The following is a 19,974-nucleotide window of genomic DNA, read 5'->3' as shown; positions in this document are numbered from 1 at the left end:
ACAAGCACTTGTACCGCCTGTGCTTGTGGGCTGCTGACAATCGGCGGAGGCAATATATCTGTTTCACGATGGAATGTCAACGCGGGCATACAAGCACACAATTTGCGATTGGAAAATACAATTTTGTAAACTAACTTGGAGTGCACTGGAGCACATCCCCACAAATCGGAGGAAACAATGGAAGAACAAGCACCATCCACGCCCACCATCTCATTGAGCGACATCATAGTCAATGTTTTTACTTCGCCAGCCGAGACGTTCGAGGGCATACGTACTTCGCCCACACGGGCAAGCACCTGGGTAGTTCCACTGCTGATCCTGATGCTTCTCTCCTGCTGCTTCACATACCTGATGTTCACCAACGAGGCAATGAAGAGCCAGTTTATGGATTCGCAGCGGACGCGAATGGAGCAGCAGGTCCAGGCCGGAAAAATGAACCAGGAACAGGCCGACCAGGCTATTGAACAGATGGAGAAGTCGGGCGGCATGATGATCGCGTTTGGAATCATCGGTGCTGTCATCATGATCACCATCATGTTCTTCCTCGCCGCGCTGATTTTCTGGCTGGTGGGAAAATTCGGCCTCAAGGCTGAAGGAGGGTACGGCAAGTACCTCGAGTTATATGGCGCGTCGCAGTGGATCGGAATCCTGGGCCTCATCGTGACGATCCTGCTTGCGGTTGCGTTCGGATCAATGTATGCCTCACCGGGTGGCTCGCTTGCGGTGCTGAGCAACTTCAACCCGAAGAATACCACACATCGCCTGCTCTCAGCTCTCAACATCTTCACGATCTGGCAGATGGTGGTCGTTGGCATCGGATTGGCCAAGTACGGAGGCAAGCCGAGCGGAACCGGCATCGGTGTCGGTCTGGGGCTCTTCATCGTCTGGGTTTTGATTTCCGTGTTCGGATTTGCCGCCTTGGGGATGTAGACAACACATGTTCGAAGGGTGAGCAGAACCGGTGAGCGTTCGTCAGACATAACAGGACTGTGGCGGCCGCCGATCGATTTGGTCCAGCGGTTCCGCTTTTTGTGAAACTGCGGAAGGTGTAGATTCTAAGAGGCGAGGAAGGTATCCTCGCCTCTCGCTTTTGCGGGAAACTTCGCGCATAAAAGAGACTCAATCGATCTCCTTCCTTGATATTCCTCCCGTTTGTTCCTACTTTCTTCTCGCGGCGATACCTTTATGAAAATCCTTCACGTCCTCTCACAATTTGAAGTTACCGGAGCCGAAGCGTACGCTGCCTCGTTGATCGAGGCGCAAATTGCCGACGGCCACTCGGTGCTTGTCGCGTCTGATACATTTACGCTCCCCACGCAAGCGACCTACATACCGGTCCCCATTGGCATTCGTTCCTACTCACAGCGCCTGAAAAACATCGGGACGCTCGTCAAGCTCATCCGCGGCAATTCGATTGACACTGTGCATGCTCATTCGCGGGCAGCGAGTTGGGTTTCCTTTTTTGCGACGCGCATTACCGGCAGGCCGCTTGTCTCAACCGTGCATGGCCGGCAGCACGTTCACGCATCGAGCAAGGCATTCAGCGTTTACGGCAGGGATATCATCGCAGTCTCAGCAGCACTGAAGGAGCATTTGATACAGGATCTGGGTTTCAACGCGCACGACATTGTTGTGATTCCCAATTGCATCCCGCTTGCGCGATTGGAGGCGGAACGATTGGCTTCCGCGAGCTCCAATGATGCTTCCGAGAAAAACGAGCAGTTGCTACTTTTTGTGGGGCGTCTGACAGGGCCAAAGGGGGACGTCGTGCGATTCCTCCTTACAAAGATTCTTCCGGGGCTTCTGGCTCATCGAAGACTTCAATTCAAGGCTATCGGCGGCATGATCACGCCGGACGATCTGCCCCGGTTGGCGCAGTGCCTGAACGACCAGATTGGCCGCCCCGTTGCCGAGCTTGCGGGTTTTCAACCGGACATCGCCCGGTACCTGCTTCAGGCCGATCTCATCATCGGGTCGGGACGGGTAGTTCCGGAATCATTGGTTTTGCGCAGGCCTGTCATTGCATTCGGCGAGTCTGACTACGCCGGGCCGATCCTCCCGGGGACATTTGAATCCGCGTCGGTGACCAATTTTGGGGATACGGGGCTTCCAATCACTCCGGACCCGGAGAAAATCTCCGGCGACATACTTCGAATTCTGGAGTCACCCCCATCGGAGAACGACCTGGAGGTTTTGAGCAGGATGGCGCAAAAGAGGTTTGACACGCCAAATGTGGGGATCAGAATCAACGCAATCTACGAACGAGCGTATGCGAGGAGCCACGCACCAAAGTCCATTCCAGTCCTTATGTACCACCGGGTCCTGGAACAGGCGGCGGAGTCGGCCCATGGCATTTGGGTCTCGGCGGGCCAGTTTGCCTCGCAGCTCGGATCGCTCAAACGGCGGGGATTCCAAACAATAACGTTCCATGACTATGACCGATTCCTCCGGGGAGAGGTGAAGCTCCCAACAAAACCCGTCATCCTCACGTTCGACGACGGATACGAGGATAACTACCGCGTCGCGTTTCCCCTTCTGCAACAGCATGGCTTCAGTGCGGTGGTCTACGCAGTGACAGACCGTGAACGACGGACGAACTTCTGGGATCAGGATGAGCCGGCCGGACAGTTGATGTCAGCGGCGCAGATGCAAGAGTTGCACCGGTGCGGTATCGAGATCGGGTCACACACCGTGACGCATCCACGGCTGCCGAGGGTGACCACAGATCAGGCACATTTCGAGATCAGCAAATCCAAGGACACGCTTGAACAGATTCTTGGATCAAGCGTGCTTTCATTTGCGTATCCGTACGGAGAACTCTCAGAGGTTGTCAAGGATTGTGTCGGCGAAGCGGGGTATACGTACGCGGTGGCAGCCGATTCGGGCCCCCTCACGTTCTACCAGGACTTCCTCGAAATCCGCAGAACACAGGTCTTTCCGTGGACTGATCAGATCGGATTTTGGAAAAAGACCTTACCTCTCTACGTCCGCTACAAGGCGATCAAGTCTTGACGCTCGCAAGAAATGAATTGGTGAAGAGTCAGGAATAGACATGTACTGAGCGTGGAAAATGTGACGCAGGGGTGGGGGATTCACGTAAGTCAGAATCTATCCAGAAAGGACTTTCGGCGGACAGGAAATTCTTTTAAAGTCGTGCTCTTCACTTGATACACAGAACTCCCCTGGGTCGAAATGGCATTTCGACCCAGGACTTTGACAGGCTCTGCAGGCAGAAGATTATCTTTTATCGCAGGCGCGGGGCGAAGGAAATACCGATGGCCGCAGACGTCAGACCATCGAATTTCGGCCCCGAAAGATTCAGGAGATTTGGAACACCGAACATCCGGCGCACCTCCGCAAAACCCGACAGTGAATTATTGAGCTGAACACTCAACCCGGCTTTGGCGTCAGGCGCGACCGTCCCGCCGAGGCGGCTTGAGTACGCCCAGAAAGCAAGTGACCCGCCGAATCCAAGATACGGCCGCACTTCCCCTTCAAGCATATAGAACGTGACATCCGCTCCGAGAAATCCCATTCCGATGCTAAGGTTCGGCATCCTGTCATAGTTGTCATTTCTGTAGTCTGAATACGGCGAATAGTACGGAGCATAGTACGATGCGAGCGGAATGTAGTTCTGCCCTTCGACAGGTCCGGATGTTCCAGTCTGAAGAAGTACGCCGCCGAAGAAATCGACGGCAGGGCCGGAGAACCGTCGCGGGCTGTATTGAAAGACGAGCATCGGTCCAAACCGATCTTCGCCCCCCACAGAGAAGCTGCCATAGGCCACCATCGTGCTGAGCGTCTGACTTCCTCTGGACCGATAGTCCGCCTGCTTTCCTATTTGCCCGGCCGGGACCTGACCCGGGCCGGCAAGCGGGGATGCGATTCCCTTCTCTTGTGCCGCAAGAAGAGCAGTGGACCCGATGAGCAAAAGACCAAAAGCGACTGTTCTCATGTGCATTCTCCTTCTTCGGACCTCAGTCTTTTCCCGCTTCGAACTTCTTCCATTGATCTGCAAAGAAACGGAGTTTGTCATCTACCAGTCCAAATATCGTGCCGGGGGAAAACGCCCCACCCTCGCGACGACTCCCGGCTCTCATACCTGTGAGGATTTCAATTCCCTGATCGATCGTTTTCACAGCATACACCTGGAATTTTCTATTCTTAACAGCCTCCAGCACATCTTCGCGAAGCATAAGATCGGGGATATTTGTTTCCGGGATCATGACCCCCTGCGTTCCGGTCAGGCCGCGGTCCCTGCAAACATCATAGAATCCTTCGATCTTGAGATTGACACCGCCGATCGGCTGGATCTCCCCTTTCTGATTGACCGAACCGGTGACAGCAATGTCCTGCCGGATCGGAACCTCCGCAAGACTCGAGAGTATCGCATAGATCTCTGTCGATGACGCGCTGTCGCCGTCCACGCCGCTGTATGACTGTTCAAACGTGACACTGGCGCTCATGATCAGCGGTCGATGTTGTGCGAAGGTGCCTCGCAGGTATCCGCTCAGAATGGCTACACCTTTGTTGTGGGTTGGTCCGCTCATTTCCGAATCCCGCTCGATGTTGATCACTCCTGCACGTCCGACGGAGGTCTTCACGGTAATGCGCGCGGGTTTTCCAAACGCGTGCTCGCCCGTGTCGTAGACAGACAAGCCGTTCACTTGTCCAACCACGGCGCCCTCGGTGTCGATCATGATCACGCCATCGTTGATCATCTCCTGAAGCTTTTCCTCAATCAACTTGACGCGGTACACGCGTTCCTCGACGGCCTTTCGCACGTCCCCGACGCGAACAATTTGCGCGAGCTCCTCCCCAGCCCAATAGTTGGCTTCGCGGACAACATCCGCCAGAATATTGAACCGCGTGGAGAGTTTCTTCTGGCTTCCGGCAAGCCGCACACCAAACTCCACCAGGGCTGCGAGCGCTTCCCGGTCGAACGCCCTGAGGTTTTCATCGTCGCACACCATCTTGACAAACCGGAGATACTGCCCGACCGCGCTCTTGTCCTTGTTCATCTCATAATCGAAGTCAGCGCGGATTTTGAAAATCTTCTTGAAATCATCGTCGCGCTGGTAGAGGAACTGATAGATCTCGGCGTCGCCGATCATGATCACTTTGAGATTGAGCTGAATTGCTTCAGGCTTCATGCCCGTCGGCGCAAAACCATACATCGGCTCGTTGGCGAGGATTTCCGACTTGCCGGTGCGGAGCATGCGCTTCAAATCCTGCCAGACACCCGTCTCGAGAAGCACGTCAAGAGCGTTGAGAACGAGATAGCCTCCATCGGCCTGGTGCAGGGCACCCGGTCTGATCTGAGTAAAATCGGTTCTCCAGACACCTCCACGCTCTATGATGCGCTCAACCGTGCCAAAGAGGTTTTTATATCTCGGATTCGTCTCGATGATGACCGGGGTGTGCTCCGTCTCGGAATTGTCGACGAGGAGATTCACCTGGTATTCGAGAAATTCATCCTCTTCCTCATTTTCCTCCTGCTCGACTGCCGGGGCCGGGGTGGTTTTATGGAACCGGTCGAGGTTGTTCTTGATATGTTTCTGGACTTCTTCCAGATAAAGATGGACCTTTTGATCGTCATACGTCGTTTTAAGAATCTCGATGCTCTCGTCCACCAGCGGCATGACAAGCCGTCCTTCGACCTCGGCGAGAGACTGCTGAACTTTCTTCTCAATGTTGCGCAGTTCGCGAAACACGGTGGACATTTGCTTCTCGAGGACGAACTGCGTCTCCCTCATTGCTTCAAACTGGGCTCTTGAGATTTCCCCCTTCGCGACCATGGAATCCACTTCATCGAAATTTGTCGCTTTTTCCGCCACAACAGGCACGATATCGGGGCGCATCAGGTTTCCGACCTGAACCTGTACAAGCTCAAATCCCTTTTCTTTCACCCTTTTCTCGAAGTCCAGCAGGACGCTTCGCTGGCGCTCCTGGAAGTGAGAAACCACGTCTTTTCTGGCCTGCTGAAAGCGCTGACTTTCATAGAGAGCAGGGAGATCCCGAGCAAGGTCCCGAATCAGATTCGCCATGTCATCTTTCAGGCTTTTTCCCTGTCCTGCCGGCAATGAAATTGCAATCGGGGCGTCGGTATGCTTGAAATTGTACACGTAGCAATGGTCGCGGAAGCCGTCCGGCGTTCCCTCGAAAGTCTTCAGGAGCCGTTTGATGGTGGTTGTGCGCCCTGTTCCGGATATTCCTGTCACAAAGATGTTGTAGCCAAAATGATTCATGGCCAGGCCGACGCGCAGGGACCGAAGGGCTCGCTCTTGTCCTATGATTTCACGGGTGGGCTTGATCTCGGCGCTCGTGCGTACTCCGAGTGACTTCGGATTACATCGCCAGCGGAGTTTCCCGAGAGGCAGAGGTTTGAACAGGGAAGCCTTTTTGAAGAGCCTGGAGGCGGGGCGTTTGTTTTTCATAATCCTTTGGGCGTTCGACAATAGATGAGTATCCAGATGACCGCTATGGTCTGAAGCGACCATACAAAAAAGTCAATGCGGGCATGTCCTTTCCTGAGAGAGTCGCCAAGAATTCAGAATCATCCTTCGTTACACGAGACAGAGCCGGGTGCAGGCGTTTCCACCTGCACCGTTGCCCTCTCATTGGTTTTCGATGTCCGGCCTGAGCCGGACTATACCGCTCCCATCACTGCATTGATTCCAACAACGCTCACGATATCTTCGACGCTGCAGCCGCGGGATAGATCGAATGCCGGCTTCCTGAGACCCTGAACTATGGGTCCGATCGCTTCTGCGCCTCCGAGACGCTCTGCGATCTTGTACGCGATGTTTCCTGCGTTGAGATCGGGAAACACGAGGACGTTGGCTTTGCCAGCAACAGCGCTGCCCGGAGCCTTCCGCTCACCGACCTTCGGGACTATTGCCGCATCGACCTGAAGTTCTCCGTCCACCTGGAGCTCTGGTTTCTTTTTTCTGACGAGTTCCGTGGCCTGCTGCACCTTCTGTACGAGTGCATGGTCCGCACTTCCCTTGGTGGAGAAAGAAAGCATCGCGACTTTCGGTTCTTCCCCGGTGAGCTTCCGGTGATTCTCCGCAGACGCTATCGCGATGTCCGCCAATTGCTCGACGGTTGGATCCGGCACGACAGCGCAATCTGCGAAGGTGTACATCTTTTCCGGAAAGGCCATGAGGAAGAAACTTGACACGATGCTGATTCCTTCCGCGACGCCGATCACCTGGATACCCGCGCGCAACACGTCACCGGTCGTGGAAATCGAGCCAGCCACGCTGCCGTGGGCGTCTCCTTCTCTCACCATCATCGCGCCGAAGAAGAGGGGTCGTTTCATTGTTTCCAGCGCCTGATCAGGAGTCATACCTTTGGACCTGCGCAACTCGCAGTAGATATCCGAATAGCGTTTCAGTTTCTCCGACTTCCCGGGATCAACCACGTGGATGCCATCCAACTTCGTGTTGCACAGTGCGGCCTTTGCTTTTATCTCCTCTTCTATGCCAACAAGCGAGATGATCGCGGAACCTTCATCGACGCATATTCTGGCTGCCTTGATCGCTCGTTCGTCTGTAGCATCGGGCAGCACGATGTGCCTTTTGATCTGTTTTGCTTTGGTCTTTATTTGCTGCAGTAATGGGTTCATAGGAAAACTTCCTTTTACTAGGGAGACACGGGATGAAGCGGGACATCCGATCCGGCATCAGAATCGAACGTTTGACTGATAACGCCGAATCGCGGTCACCGACGACGTTCGATTCGCCAGAATATAGTGTACCTTCACTGGCCAATCAACGGATAGTTCGCTAACCCGAGGACTGACTATTTGTCAATGCTGAAAATGAGAAAGGCACCCTCTAATCATTGATATTATTGAGATTAAAAGAATTTAATGAGATGTTGGCGGTTTGATTGTCTGTCATTCTTTCACTATCTTTGATCCCCAATTCTAAACCCCAAGGACGTGAATCCAAGGCAGATCTACATAGAAACCTACGGCTGCCAGATGAATTTGGCAGACACCGAGGTCGTGCTGAGCATCCTCGCAAAGGCTGGATTCAGCCAGACGAGCAACCTCCGGACCGCGGATGTTGTGTTCGTCAACACTTGCGCCGTGCGTGAAAACGCCGAACAACGTGTTGTTGGCCGGCTGGGGGACTTCAAACGCTACAAGAAGGAAAACCCGGGTATGCTCGTTGGCGTGCTCGGATGTATGGCTGAACGGCTCCGGAAAGACCTGATGGAGTCTGAAAGTTACGTCGATCTTGTGGTGGGACCCGACGAATACCGAAGACTTCCTGAACTTATCGAAGGAGCCTTGGCAGGAGAGCGGGGTATTGCCGTGCGTTTGTCGCGGGTTGAAAACTACGACGACATTCTGCCCCTCCGTACAGACGGCATTAGCGCGTGGATCTCCGTCATGCGTGGTTGTGATAAGTTTTGCACCTTTTGCGTTGTTCCGTTTACGCGGGGACGTGAGCGAAGCCGATCGCTTGAGAGCATTGTGGTCGAAGTGGAACACCTGGCAGCGCGAGGATTCAAAGAGGTGACACTCCTCGGACAAAACGTGAACTCGTACCATGACGGGAAGAATGATTTTGCCGACCTCATGGCAGCCACCGCGCAGGTCGACTCCACGATGAGGGTTCGATTCACCACGTCGCATCCGCAGGATATGTCGGACAAGCTCATTCAAACCATCGCTGAGCATGAGAACATCTGCAAGTACATCCATCTTCCCGTTCAGTCCGGATCCGATCGGATTCTTGAGCTGATGAACCGATCCTACACACGCGAGCACTATCTCTCCCTCGTGCGAAGGATCAGGGCGAGCATTCCAGGGGTCAGCCTTTCAACGGATTTCATCGCAGGGTTTCCCACAGAGACAGATGAAGACCAGCGGCGGACGCTTGAGGTCATTCGGGAAGTGGAGTATGATGGCGCGTACACTTTCAAGTATTCCCCGAGGGAGAATACAAAATCCTGGCACATGGGGGATGATGTCTCGGAGGAATTGAAACTTGAGCGCCTCAACCAGATCATTGATCTGCAGCGGGAGATCTCACTTCAGAAAAACCAGGAGATGGTAGGCCAGGTTGTTGAGATACTCGTGGAGGGTGAAAGCACAAAGTCTCCACGGGATTTCTGCGGACGCACCGATACGAATAGGATGGTTGTCTTCCCTAAGGGGAGCACCGAAGTTGGACAGTATCTCAATGTGCGCATCGAACGCGCGAATTCGGCAACGCTCTTTGGGACGATCCTCGAAGCGTCCAGGCATGTGTCCGATGATTCGAGACTGGCTGCAAACGCATAAGGAGGCAAGAGACTGTGACGAGAACAACTGCCACACATTTTTTTGTGGTCGCCCTGATGCTCGCCTGTACCATTCCCTTGGCTGCCCAGACACAGGGAGCCGGCGAGCCCGACATTCTGAAGCGCCTCGAGCTGATCGAGAAGGGGCAGGCGGACGTCGTGAGATCCGAGCTTCCAACGCTGATGACCAATTTCCAGAACCACCCGGGGGTCTTGTACCTTCAGGGGGTGTTGACCACCGATGGAGCGGAAGCCTCAAAGATCTACCAGAGCATTCTGGACAACTTCCCGAAGAGCGAATGGGCCGACGATGCCCTCTTCAAGCTCTATCAGTATTACTATTCTGTTGGATTATACAAGACAGCGGACCAGAAGCTGGAGTTGCTGAAGCGTGACTACCCCTACTCGACCTACGCAACCGACCAGAAGGTTGCAGAAGAGCCGAAGGTCGCACCGCCGCAGGAAACCCCCGCGAAGGTGAATCAGCCCGGCAAGGGGAAAAAGTCGACGGCCTTATTCACAGTGCAGGCCGGGACTTTTCGTGAGCTTCAGAATGCGGAAGAGCTGAAGTCCCGGTTTGAGCGGGACGGATATGCTTCCCATATCTTCACGATCGTAAACAGCGGGAAGAAGTTTCACAAGGTTTGGGTCGGCGAATTCGCGACGCAGGACGAGGCAAAGCGGTTCAGCGGCGAGATCAAGAAGAAATATCATATCGAGTCGATCGTTGTCCCGCGTTGAAGCGGGGCGCAGATGGTTGGACGGTGAGGAAGACGGTGTATGGATCGCTTGGAGTTTCAACGGCAACATGGAATCATCGGACGGTCTCTCGAGATTCAAGAGATCGTTGATGTCGTGCAACAGGTGGCTCCGACAGACATCACCGTGCTCATCACAGGTGAGAGCGGAGTCGGCAAGGAGGTCATTGCCCGCGCATTGCACACGGCGAGCAAGAGAGCCAAGAACCAGCTTGTGACGGTCAACTGCGGGGCGATTCCGGAAGGATTGATCGAAAGCGAGTTGTTCGGACACGAAAAGGGTTCGTTCACGAGCGCTGTCGAGAACCGCAAAGGTTATTTTGAAATCGCCGACGGCGGCACGATCTTTCTCGATGAGATCGGCGAGACGCCGCTGGCAACCCAGGTGAAGCTCCTGCGGGTGCTTGAGAGCGGCGAGTTCATGCGCGTCGGCTCATCCCTGTCACGGACATCCAATGCCAGGGTCATCGCAGCAACCAACAAGGAGCTGCAATACGAGGTGCAGCAGAAACGATTCCGGCCGGATCTGTACTTCCGGCTTCGCTCTGTAAACATCTTCATCCCCCCGCTGCGAGACCGGCGCGAGGACATCCCCCTCCTCATCGAGCATTTTGTGAACGAGGCCCTGGAGCGCAATGGGATACGCTTCGAAGGATTTACAGACGATGCGACCGAGCTGATCATGAACTATCGATGGCCGGGGAACGTCCGCGAATTGAAGAACAGCATAGAAAGCATGCTGATATTGGAAAACGGCAGGCGCCTCACCGGCGACGGCATCCGGAAGTATCTCAAGGATTACCAGGGTCAGGTGGTCGACAGAAACCTCCCCGTGGTAGCGAACAAGACCGTTGAGCAAGCAGAGCGAGAGCTGATCTACCGGGCACTCGTCGATCTCAAAGGATCGATTCTCGAGTTGCGCGATGTCATCCTGAACGGCGTAACCCCGTCCGATGCGCCCGCCCCAACGAAAACGGGTCACTCGGGGGGCAACGGTGCACTGTCGCTGGACGCGATGGAACGCAAGATGATCATGAGTTCTCTCGATCGACACAATGGAAACCGGCGGCTTGCGGCAGAAGAACTGAACATCAGTGAACGCACTCTCTATCGAAAAATCAAAGAGTTTGGACTCCAGGAGTAAGGTGAGCGCGCCCGAATCGGTCATGCACCGTGCAATACTGTCGATCCTTCTCGCGGCAACGGTGTCGGGATGCGCGGGCTGCCCGTATTCGTTCACGGGGGCATCTGTTCCACCACACCTGCAGACCATCGCGATCCCTATCGTGGAAGACCAGAGCGGCTTCGGGGACGCAACGCTTCGGGATCAATTCTCCCGTCAGCTGATGCAGCGGTTCGTCAACGACGCTACGCTTCAACCTTCAGACAGGTCCAACGCCGACTCGATCCTCGAAGGGGTCATCACCAGCGTGAAAGATGCTCCGGTCGTTGTCGAGGGAGGCGAACAGGTGTCGAAGCGAAGGATCGCTGTCACGGCACACGTGATCTTTCGCGATCTCAAGCTCCGTAAGAAAGTTTGGGAGAAAGACTTTACTCAATGGGGCGACTACCTTTCCGGTGGCGGCCTGACGCAGCGTAACGACGGTATTTCGGAAGCAATACGAAAAATCACAGAAGATATTCTCAACGAAACAGTCGCAGGATGGTGATAGTGCTATGGTTATTGCATCGATGTTCTTTCGGCAGGAAATCCTGAACAGTCCCTTCTTCACGGATCTGGTCCTGTACCTTTACTTCTTTTCGCTCCTGATCCTGTTCACGTTTGGAGCCCACGGGTTTGTGATGGTCTATCACTATCTCAAGACCCGCGGGAAGGAACCAGTCCTTCCACCGATGGAGCACCTGCCGGTAGTCACGATCCAGCTGCCGGTCTTCAATGAATTCTACGTTGTCGATCGTCTGATCGAAGCCGTCTGCAGCATCGAGTACCCGAAAGACAAACTCGAGGTTCAGGTGCTGGATGATTCGACCGATGAGACAGTCGAGGTGGTGGCAAAGACTGTGAAGCATTTCCAGAGCCTGGGATACGACATCAAGCACGTGTATCGGACCAACCGGAAGGGATACAAGGCAGGAGCGTTGAAGGACGGCCTTGAGACCGCCCGCGGAGAATTCATCGCCATTTTTGACGCCGATTTCGTTCCGAATACTACTTTCCTGGCGCAGACGCTTCCCTATTTCTTCCAGGACGAGAAACTCGCTCTGGTCCAGACGCGGTGGGAACATCTCAACAGCGACTATTCCCTCCTGACGCGCACACAGGCAATGGCACTCGACGCCCATTTCGTGATGGAGCAGGGCGTCCGCAACAAAGTCGGGTTCTTCATCAACTTCAACGGCACCGGGGGCATATGGCGCAAATCCGCCATCATCGATGCCGGGAACTGGCATTCAGACACGCTGACGGAGGACCTCGATCTGAGTTACCGCGCACAGCTCAGGGGCTGGAAGTTTAAATACCTGAACGACGTCACGTCGCCGGCGGAGCTTCCCGCGGAAGTGAATGCGCTGAAGTCCCAGCAGTTCCGGTGGACGAAAGGGGCGATCGAGACCGCGCGAAAGATCCTCCCGGATGTCTGGAGGTCGAACATTCCGCTCCGCGTGAAGATTCATTGTACGTTCCATCTGACGAACAATCTCGCCTTCCCGTTCATCCTTCTCGCGGGCATTCTCAACGTTCCTCTGATGTTCATCAAGCAGCAAGGGGGGCACGATTTGTATTTTGCCATGATGTCGGTCTTTGTGCTGGCCTTCATTGGTTCGTTTCTCTTCTACATGTTCTCCCAGAAAGCCGTCTACTCCGATTGGCGGCGCAGACTGCTGCTGTTCCCCCTGTTCATGGCAGGAAGCATGGGATTTGCGGTGAACAATTCCCGGGCGGTGTTCGAGGGATTGTTCAAGAAGCGAAGCGAGTTCGTGCGAACCCCGAAATACAAGATCGAAGGGAAGAAGGACTCCTGGCTTCAGAAGAAGTATGTGCCCGTGAAACTCAATTGGGTTGTGTTCGTGGAGATCGCCCTGGCACTCTATTGCTTCTTCGGCGTAATTTCTTCAATTTACTACCTGGAAATCGCTGCGTTGCCGTTCCAGTTGTTGTACTTCCTGGGATTCTCATTCGTATCGGCACTGTCACTTAAGCACGCTTTTGTGGCGCGTAAACTCAGACAACAACAACCGTCTCTGTAATGACCGACCCGTCGCAGGAACGAATCACGTCGCTCGAACAGCGGCTCGCCCACAACCCACAGTCTCCCCTGTTTGCACGACTGGCTGATTGTTATCTCCAGGCCGGACGCGGCAATGACGCTCTGCGGCTCTGTGATGACGGCCTCGCTCTTTTTCCGTTCTACACGACCGCCCACCTGGTGAAAGCCAAGGTACTCACACAGCTTGGTATGTCAGCCGAAGCGCGCCATGCGTATGAAGTCGTTCGTGAGCTCCTGCCGACAAATGCCTCCGTCCTCCATCTGGCCGCAATTGTCGATGCCGGTACGCCGCAGGATCAAGATGCAACCGCGGCTGCTCAAGAGGTTGTAGAGGCAGAACCTCTGCAAGCACCCGTGGAAGAGATCGACCGCGAGGAATCGTTCATCCAGAAAGCTCAACCGCAAACCGTTGAAGAGGCGGTGCCCGCTCCGGCCGAAGAACAACAGGCGGCACCATTTGAAGAAGCGGCGCTGCAGGAACCTGTCGCACTTGAAGAACCGCAAGCCCAGGCGGAAGAATCACCACTTGCGGAAGTAGTCACAGAAGAGCAGGGAGCATTCGCGCCGGCCGAGCCTGCGCAGCCCGTTGATGATTCGTTCGGATTCGGAGAACAGCCGGTCGTCGAGCCTCAAGCTGAAGAACCGAGCGCAGCCGACAAGCTGGGACTTGACATGCAGCCCGAGCCGCAGCAAGAGTATGCGGATTTTGATTTTGGTGCGCCGGCAGCCGAACCTCCTGCTGCCGCGGTTGAGGAAACTCCCGTTGAGTCTCAGCCTCTCGAAGAGCCTCAACCCCGAATTGAGCCTGAACCCGAGACGGAGCAGTTACAGGAGCCTTCTCCATTTGAAGCTCCCGTGATGGAAGCTGCCCCGGTAACTCCAGAGGTCTTGCCGTCGGATTCCTCCGAGACCAGCACGGATCAGACTCCTGACTGGTTCGAGGCATTCAGCCAGCTGCAGCAACCTGCGGCCGAGGCTGCAGAGACTCCGGCACCTGCGCCAACAGAGGAAGAAAATCCATTTGCGATCTTCGGGACTGAGGAATCTTCCACAGCAGTCGAAGGCGAGCCGTACGAGGATTTTACGTCGCGCATGAGGATGGAATTGTTTGGCACCGAAGACACGATATCGCTGGAGGAGTACCTGGGTCAGACCGGACCATTGGAACCTCCTGTGATGCCCGCGGACGACATCGGAGACCTCGCGGAAAAACTCAAGACCTCACAGCGCATCACGCCGCCGGTGATAAACTTCTCGGAAAAAGCGCCCCGCTCGGCCGGTGACGCTGATACCGGGGGCGGATCAGGCTTTGTCACTCCGACGCTTGCGGAAATCTACGTGAAGCAGGGCTGGTTCGACGACGCTATCAAAGCGTACCGCGCCCTCGCTGCCAACAAACCCGCCGAGAAAGAGAAGTTCGAACAGCGAATTGCAGAGATTGAGGAGATGAAGAAGAAGTAGCGGAAGAGAGTGATGAGATTTGTGAAAACAGAAAACCCCGGCCGATGGTCGGGGTTTTTGCTTTTTCTCGCCCCGATTGAAATCAGGGGATACGGGCTTGGAGGTTTCTTACTTCAATTTACTCACGGACTTCGTGAGGCTCGATTTCAGGTTGGAAGCTTTGTTCTTGTGGATAACGCCCTTTGAGCCGAGCTTATCCAGCGCCTTCACTGCCACTTTGAGCGCTGCCGTACCTTTGTCTTTTTCTTTGGCTGACCGGACGTTCTTGATCAGGGTCTTCACGCGTGAGAGGGCGGCTTTGTTGCGCATGTTCCGTTTCACGTTCTGACGTGCTCGTTTTTCAGCTGATTTGTGTTGTGCCATCTGTTCTCCTGAGTGTAACAGCTCTGATTGTTTCCTGATGAAATATAGCGAAGATTCCGCGGATTTACAAAGGAATTTTCGCCAGAAACAGTGCCTCGCTTATCCGGAACACCGATTCAGGCAGGGATGCGGCGCAGAAATGCACGCAGAATTGCGGCTGTCGCTCCCCAAATCTCGTGATCGCCAAAACGGTAGAAATAGACATCGATGATCCTGCCCAAGCGGCTGATTTTCTCCACCCTCTCGTTCCCTGAGTCAAGAAACAGCGAGACGGGCACCTCCAGTATCTCGGCGACTTCAGTTGCGTTGCGCTTCAACGGCGGGAGAAACGCAGCGCAGGCGACGACAGGCGTAATGACGAATCCTGACGGAGTCTCGTAGTCATCAAACACCCCCATGACCTCAACGGCATTCAGCGGAAGCCCGATCTCCTCTTCGCTTTCCCTCAACGCTGTGGCAACCGCATGGTCATCTTCATCGTCACAGGAACCGCCCGGAAACGATATTTGTCCCTTGTGATGTTCGACGTCCTCAGTCCTCTTCGTGAGCAGCACGTGCAGACTATCATCCTTGGGATAGAACAGCATCAACACGGCCGCTTTTTTTAAGTCCGGCTTTCCCAACTCACGTCGCTGAAATCCGTCCAGAAACCTCTTCATCTGTTCGACGGTGATCTTCATCTTCCCTTCAATTCAAGTTGACTAGGACTATGTGGGAATGACAACATTGGCTGAGGATGTATTGTGGAGATCGCGTAGAGTGACTCTGCGATCTTGCATGAAATTCTCTTCTTGTCGGAGTGCTCTTGAGATGGGTTCTTAGCATCGACCTTTTTGTTCAAGCGTTAGTTTCCCTTCTGCAAGTTCGCGCAGGAGCGACTCGATACGCGACCTCCATTCTTCCGATTGTAACGCGGCATCAGGACGGGATTCGAGCTGGTAGAGAATGTCCGGCAAGGATCCAAACGACGTTCCTGTGGGGCGTCCACGCGTCGAGCGTACGACATTATATCCATCGCGAAGCCGATACAGAAAGAGAAGAAGATCATCGGGCTTCAGGTTATTCTGGCTCCCGGCGTGTCCGAGCAACTCCCTGAGCAGGGCGGCTGCCTGCAAGGCCACAACCTGCATCTCGTGACGGCCGGGACTCACCGCGGTCTCTTCTTCCAAAGCGCGTTCAACCGCTCGCGGATTCCTTTCTCCTGTCCAATCTCCGTCGGCTTGTAGTAGATTTTGTCTTTGAGATTGTCCGGAAGATACTGCTGTTCGATAAAATGATCCTCGAATTGATGGCTGTACTTGTAATCCTTTCCGTACTCGAGGTCTTTCATCAATTGCGTGGGGGCATTTCGAATATGAATCGGGACGGGAAGATTCGGGAGATTCCGCACATCTTCCATCGCCTGACTGATGGCCATATAGGATGCATTGCTTTTCGGCGCCGACGCGAGATACGTCGCCGTTTGCGACAGGATGATGCGCGATTCGGGCATCCCCACGTAGTTCACTGCGGCGAAGCAGGACGTTGCCATGGTCAGCGCCATCGGGTCGGCGTTTCCAACATCCTCCGAAGCGAGGATTACCATCCTCCGGGCGATAAAGAGCGGATCCTCTCCGCCGTCGAGCATCCGGGCCATCCAGTACACCGCAGCGTCGGGATCACTTCCGCGCAAGCTCTTGATGAACGCCGAAATGGTGTCGTAATGCTGATCTCCCTTTTTGTCGTACAGGGTGTACTTCCGCTGGAAGGCTTCTTCAATTCTTGCCTTGGTGATCGTCGCACCGCCGTCCTTGTCGGGCTTCGTCAAATGCAGTGCTGTCTCAAGCCCGTTGAGGAGTTTCCGGGCATCTCCTCCTGAAAGGAGCATGAGAAAATCCCGATCTTCGACCGTGATACGTCGTTTCGAAAGAATCAGGTCAGTTGAGAGCGCGCGATCCAGAATGGCTCCGAGTCCGTCTTTGTCAAGAGCCTCAAGCACATAGACGCGTGAACGGGAAAGAAGCGGCGAGATGACTTCGAAGGAGGGATTCTCCGTCGTTGCCCCGATGAGAACGATGCTCCCTTCCTCCACGCTGTGCAGCAACGCGTCCTGCTGCGCCTTGTTGAACCGATGGATTTCGTCGATGAAGAGAATTGTTCTTCTCCGGAGCTTGCGGAGATTGACCTCTCCTTTCGCGATGACTTCCCGGACTTCTTTTACTCCGGATGAAACCGCGTTCAGTTGATGAAAATCGGCCTTGATCTGATTTGCCAGAAGCCGTGCAAGTGTCGTCTTTCCTACTCCGGGCGGTCCCCACAAGATCATCGAAACCAGCTCCCCCTGCTCGATCATCATGCGAATCGGTTTTCCTTCGCCAAGGAGGTGCGCCTGACCGATGAAATCCGGGAGCACATGTGGCCGCACTCGTTCGGCAAGCGGAGCGTATGATCGCTGCGAAGGACCGTGAACTTCGTCGGAAATGAAAAGATCTGACATAGGGACTCTTTCTGTTTCGATTCCCGCCTCCGCCATATGGAACAAGAGAGGTTTCAGGAATCTACTCCTCGAAATGAAAAAACCAACACGAGTTTCAAAGCCGTGTTGGTTACGATGGATCAACTTCCGAGCATTCAGCACCAGCTGTCAGCAATCAGCTTTCTGTCTACTCCCTGCGCTTAACTGCCTACTGTTTCTTCACCTTATAGACCGTCTCCCCATCGCGTGCCATGCCGTACCTCTCACGAGCGACCTTCTCGATTGTCTTCCTGTCGCCGTCGAGGGCCTTGAGGTACGACTGGAGGCGTTTTGTCTCTTCATCGGCGGCCCTGACTTTTTCGATCATGACCTGGCGTTGATGTTCGAGCCGAATACGGGCAACAATTCCGCGATTATTGAAGAGAACATAGGAAACAAGCAGGGTCCCGACGACCACGAGCAGGGCACGGCGCCTCGTCTTGAAGACTTTTTTCGTGATGCCCTTGAGCCAGCGGGGCTGCTGCACTCGTCTGAGGAAATCGCCGTCCATTGTTCTGAAGGTACTCTTAATTTGAGCGTTTAGCAAACGGGCCTACGACTTGAACCATTCCGACTTTGGTTGATACTTCGTCTTCAGCCTGGCCCTTGAGGCATGCCGCTCGATCGCGAGCTGGACGAGCCGATCAAGGAGTTCGGCATACGATAGCCCCGAGGCTTGCCACAACTTCGGATACATGCTGATCGATGTAAAACCCGGTATCGTGTTCAACTCGTTCAGGAACACCGCGTTGGTCTTCTTGGCGACAAGGAAATCCACGCGCGCCATTCCTGCGCAATCCAGGGCACGGAAACTTTCGAGCGAATATTTCTGGATCTTCCTGATGACCGCTTTCGGCAAGGGCGCCGGGATCACTGCCGTCGATTTACCGTCAACGTATTTTGCATCGTAGTCGTAGAACTCGTTCGACGGCACGATCTCTCCTGGAACTGAGGCAATTGGTTGATCGTTGCCCAGGACGCTGCACTCGATTTCACGGGCGTTCTCGACCGACCTCTCAACGAGAATTTTCAGATCGTACTCCCCTGCCAGCCGGATCGCTTCGACCAATTCCCTCCTGTTGTGCGCCTTACTGATACCGACGCTTGAGCCGAGGTTTGCCGGCTTCACAAAGCAGGGATACCGGAGTTTCTTCTCGATCGCTCCGATGATCTTCCGTGCGTTCTTTTCGAATTCATGCATGAGGAACCATTCGTCGGGAGTCACGGGGATTTTCATCTGGCGCAGGAGCTGCTTCTGCACCACCTTGTCCATCCCGACAGCCGAGCCGAGCACACCGGAGCCGACGTACGGGACATCGGCGAGTTCAAAGAGACCTTGGATGGTTCCGTCTTCACCGAAGGTTCCGTGGAGGACCGGGAAGAGCACATCGATACACTGCGGGGTCAACTGGGCTGAGGAGTCTTTGAGTTCAACCAATCCCTGCTTGCGGGGATCAGGAACAAGAATGTGCTCCGGCAGATGCTCAATGTCAGCACGCTGCTTCAGCAATTCCAGCGCCTGTGCAGAACTGAGCCAGCGTCCTTCGGCGGTGATGCCGATGGGAAGCACCTCGTATTTGTTCTTGTCGAGAGCGCCGATGACAGAAGCAGCGGAGACAATCGAGACCTCGTGTTCGGCTGAACGTCCGCCGAAGATGACACCGACACGGATTTTCTTGGGCATCATGGTGATGGGAAGGTTTCCTGTTTGTTATGGTCGCACTTTGCCAAACGTGGCGTTCAGTTTGCCGACTTGTTCAACCGTCAGACTCTTTTCTCCGCCCAGCATCCGTGCCACGAATGTGATGTGAGCTGCGTGTTCCACCTTTTCCATTTTGAAATAGGCGTCATCGAGGTTCTTGCCGAACGCAACGACACCATGGTTCATAAGCAGAATCGCGTTTGCAGAATGGACAAACGGAGCAATTGAATCGGCAACCTCTTTGGTTGAGGGGGTCGCAAAATCCGCCAGCGGGATAGTCCCGAGCCCGAAGATCACTTCGGGATACAGGGGCTGATCGAGCGGGATGCGTGCGGTCGCGAATCCCGTTGCATACGTGGGATGGGCATGAACGACGGCATTGACATCGACGCGTTGCTGATAGATAAAGAGATGCATGCCGAGTTCGCTCGAGGGAGAAGTCCCGGGAGTAACCGCCGCTCCATTGAGAGTCACTTCAACGAGATCGTGTTCGGTTACGCGCCCCTTGTTCAACGACGTCGGAGTAGTGAGGATGTTGCCGCTCGGCAACCGAACGCTCACATTGCCGTCATTCGCTGTCACGAATCCGCGGTGATAGAGCGCCTTGCAGACGGCGACAAGTTGTTGGGCAATTTCAGGTTGTGTCATTGCAGGTTCTCGAATGAGATG

General features: G+C 54.6%; 18 protein-coding genes. 8 read left to right on the top strand and 10 right to left on the bottom strand.

Annotation, left to right across the window (positions count from 1 at the left end):
• Positions 1–177 precede the first annotated feature (177 nt).
• Positions 178–930, top strand: a complete 753-nt coding sequence (locus NTU47_05650) for a YIP1 family protein (GenBank protein ID MCX6133285.1) — start codon at positions 178–180, stop codon at positions 928–930.
• Positions 931–1,185: 255 nt separating this feature from the next.
• Positions 1,186–3,012, top strand: coding sequence for a polysaccharide deacetylase family protein (locus NTU47_05645; GenBank protein MCX6133284.1), 1,827 nt, complete (start codon positions 1,186–1,188; stop codon positions 3,010–3,012).
• A 232-nt stretch (positions 3,013–3,244) separates the two neighbouring features.
• Here NTU47_05645 and NTU47_05640 read toward each other — a convergent pair whose 3' ends face one another.
• The 3 genes from NTU47_05640 to pta form a co-directional block, all read right to left on the bottom strand.
• The gene (locus NTU47_05640) at positions 3,245–3,955 is read right to left on the bottom strand and encodes a hypothetical protein (GenBank protein MCX6133283.1); all 711 of its coding nucleotides are present in this window, start codon (positions 3,953–3,955) and stop codon (positions 3,245–3,247) included.
• A 22-nt stretch (positions 3,956–3,977) separates the two neighbouring features.
• Entirely contained in the window at positions 3,978–6,437 is a 2,460-nt protein-coding gene (locus tag NTU47_05635) for an ATP-binding protein (GenBank protein MCX6133282.1), read from the bottom strand.
• Between the two features lie 212 nt (positions 6,438–6,649).
• Positions 6,650–7,630 (bottom strand): phosphate acetyltransferase, encoded by a 981-nt coding sequence (gene pta / locus NTU47_05630; protein ID MCX6133281.1) that lies wholly within the window; start codon positions 7,628–7,630, stop codon positions 6,650–6,652.
• 318 nt (positions 7,631–7,948) lie between these two features.
• On the opposite strand from pta, the gene miaB reads away from it, so the two are divergent.
• Genes miaB through NTU47_05600 form a run of 6 tightly spaced genes read left to right on the top strand, consistent with a single transcriptional unit; the run spans position 7,949 to position 14,746 of the window.
• Positions 7,949–9,301: a tRNA (N6-isopentenyl adenosine(37)-C2)-methylthiotransferase MiaB gene (gene miaB, locus NTU47_05625; GenBank protein MCX6133280.1), complete on the top strand. Its 1,353-nt coding sequence runs from the start codon at positions 7,949–7,951 to the stop codon at positions 9,299–9,301.
• Positions 9,302–9,315: 14 nt separating this feature from the next.
• A complete protein-coding gene (locus NTU47_05620; GenBank protein ID MCX6133279.1) occupies positions 9,316–10,041 on the top strand; it encodes an SPOR domain-containing protein in 726 nt (241 codons plus the stop codon).
• Positions 10,042–10,080: 39 nt separating this feature from the next.
• Positions 10,081–11,202, top strand: a complete 1,122-nt coding sequence (locus NTU47_05615) for a sigma-54 dependent transcriptional regulator (GenBank protein MCX6133278.1) — start codon at positions 10,081–10,083, stop codon at positions 11,200–11,202.
• A 22-nt stretch (positions 11,203–11,224) separates the two neighbouring features.
• Complete coding sequence (locus NTU47_05610; GenBank protein MCX6133277.1) at positions 11,225–11,728, top strand: LptE family protein; 504 nt, start codon at positions 11,225–11,227, stop codon at positions 11,726–11,728.
• 7 nt (positions 11,729–11,735) lie between these two features.
• On the top strand, positions 11,736–13,265 hold the full coding sequence (locus tag NTU47_05605) for a glycosyltransferase family 2 protein (protein MCX6133276.1): 1,530 nt from the start codon (positions 11,736–11,738) through the stop codon (positions 13,263–13,265).
• Positions 13,265–14,746, top strand: a complete 1,482-nt coding sequence (locus tag NTU47_05600) for a hypothetical protein (GenBank protein MCX6133275.1) — start codon at positions 13,265–13,267, stop codon at positions 14,744–14,746. Before NTU47_05605 ends, NTU47_05600 begins: the two co-directional genes overlap by 1 nt.
• Positions 14,747–14,854: 108 nt before the next feature.
• On the opposite strand, the gene rpsT is transcribed toward NTU47_05600, so the two are convergent.
• From rpsT to NTU47_05565, 7 genes are all read right to left on the bottom strand, one after another.
• The gene (gene rpsT, locus NTU47_05595; GenBank protein MCX6133274.1) at positions 14,855–15,109 is read right to left on the bottom strand and encodes a 30S ribosomal protein S20; all 255 of its coding nucleotides are present in this window, start codon (positions 15,107–15,109) and stop codon (positions 14,855–14,857) included.
• Between the two features lie 116 nt (positions 15,110–15,225).
• Positions 15,226–15,789, bottom strand: coding sequence for a CoA pyrophosphatase (locus tag NTU47_05590; protein ID MCX6133273.1), 564 nt, complete (start codon positions 15,787–15,789; stop codon positions 15,226–15,228).
• Positions 15,790–15,927: 138 nt separating this feature from the next.
• Positions 15,928–16,260 carry a hypothetical protein gene (locus NTU47_05585; GenBank protein ID MCX6133272.1) on the bottom strand — a complete coding sequence of 111 codons (333 nt, stop codon included), beginning with the start codon at positions 16,258–16,260 and terminating at the stop codon, positions 15,928–15,930.
• The gene (locus NTU47_05580; GenBank protein MCX6133271.1) at positions 16,257–17,585 is read right to left on the bottom strand and encodes a replication-associated recombination protein A; all 1,329 of its coding nucleotides are present in this window, start codon (positions 17,583–17,585) and stop codon (positions 16,257–16,259) included. The genes NTU47_05585 and NTU47_05580 overlap by 4 nt, the downstream gene beginning before the upstream one ends.
• 187 nt (positions 17,586–17,772) lie before the next feature.
• On the bottom strand, positions 17,773–18,114 hold the full coding sequence (locus NTU47_05575) for a septum formation initiator family protein (protein ID MCX6133270.1): 342 nt from the start codon (positions 18,112–18,114) through the stop codon (positions 17,773–17,775).
• A 42-nt stretch (positions 18,115–18,156) separates the two neighbouring features.
• On the bottom strand, positions 18,157–19,290 hold the full coding sequence (locus NTU47_05570) for a D-alanine--D-alanine ligase (GenBank protein MCX6133269.1): 1,134 nt from the start codon (positions 19,288–19,290) through the stop codon (positions 18,157–18,159).
• 24 nt (positions 19,291–19,314) lie between these two features.
• Positions 19,315–19,953 carry a class II aldolase/adducin family protein gene (locus NTU47_05565; protein ID MCX6133268.1) on the bottom strand — a complete coding sequence of 213 codons (639 nt, stop codon included), beginning with the start codon at positions 19,951–19,953 and terminating at the stop codon, positions 19,315–19,317.
• Positions 19,954–19,974 lie beyond the last annotated feature (21 nt).

The organism is Ignavibacteriales bacterium (genome assembly GCA_026390595.1).
Taxonomy (GTDB): Bacteria; Bacteroidota; Ignavibacteria; order UBA10030; family UBA10030; genus UBA9647.
Note: the sequence above shows the minus strand (reverse complement) of the source record. Positions and strands in the feature narration are given on the sequence as shown.

Excerpts from the sequence above, each read along its gene's own strand:
- pta (MCX6133281.1), bottom strand. The coding sequence starts at position 7,630 with ATGAACCCATTACTGCAGCAAATAAAGACCAAAGCAAAACAGATCAAA.
- NTU47_05645 (MCX6133284.1), top strand. The coding sequence starts at position 1,186 with ATGAAAATCCTTCACGTCCTCTCACAATTTGAAGTTACCGGAGCCGAA.
- NTU47_05635 (MCX6133282.1), bottom strand. The coding sequence starts at position 6,437 with ATGAAAAACAAACGCCCCGCCTCCAGGCTCTTCAAAAAGGCTTCCCTG.
- NTU47_05590 (MCX6133273.1), bottom strand. The coding sequence starts at position 15,789 with ATGAAGATCACCGTCGAACAGATGAAGAGGTTTCTGGACGGATTTCAG.
- rpsT (MCX6133274.1), bottom strand. The coding sequence starts at position 15,109 with ATGGCACAACACAAATCAGCTGAAAAACGAGCACGTCAGAACGTGAAA.
- NTU47_05580 (MCX6133271.1), bottom strand. The coding sequence starts at position 17,585 with ATGTCAGATCTTTTCATTTCCGACGAAGTTCACGGTCCTTCGCAGCGA.
- NTU47_05605 (MCX6133276.1), top strand. The coding sequence starts at position 11,736 with ATGGTTATTGCATCGATGTTCTTTCGGCAGGAAATCCTGAACAGTCCC.
- NTU47_05650 (MCX6133285.1), top strand. The coding sequence starts at position 178 with ATGGAAGAACAAGCACCATCCACGCCCACCATCTCATTGAGCGACATC.
- NTU47_05570 (MCX6133269.1), bottom strand. The coding sequence starts at position 19,290 with ATGATGCCCAAGAAAATCCGTGTCGGTGTCATCTTCGGCGGACGTTCA.
- NTU47_05600 (MCX6133275.1), top strand. The coding sequence starts at position 13,265 with ATGACCGACCCGTCGCAGGAACGAATCACGTCGCTCGAACAGCGGCTC.
- NTU47_05615 (MCX6133278.1), top strand. The coding sequence starts at position 10,081 with ATGGATCGCTTGGAGTTTCAACGGCAACATGGAATCATCGGACGGTCT.
- NTU47_05610 (MCX6133277.1), top strand. The coding sequence starts at position 11,225 with ATGCACCGTGCAATACTGTCGATCCTTCTCGCGGCAACGGTGTCGGGA.
- NTU47_05575 (MCX6133270.1), bottom strand. The coding sequence starts at position 18,114 with ATGGACGGCGATTTCCTCAGACGAGTGCAGCAGCCCCGCTGGCTCAAG.
- NTU47_05640 (MCX6133283.1), bottom strand. The coding sequence starts at position 3,955 with ATGAGAACAGTCGCTTTTGGTCTTTTGCTCATCGGGTCCACTGCTCTT.
- NTU47_05565 (MCX6133268.1), bottom strand. The coding sequence starts at position 19,953 with ATGACACAACCTGAAATTGCCCAACAACTTGTCGCCGTCTGCAAGGCG.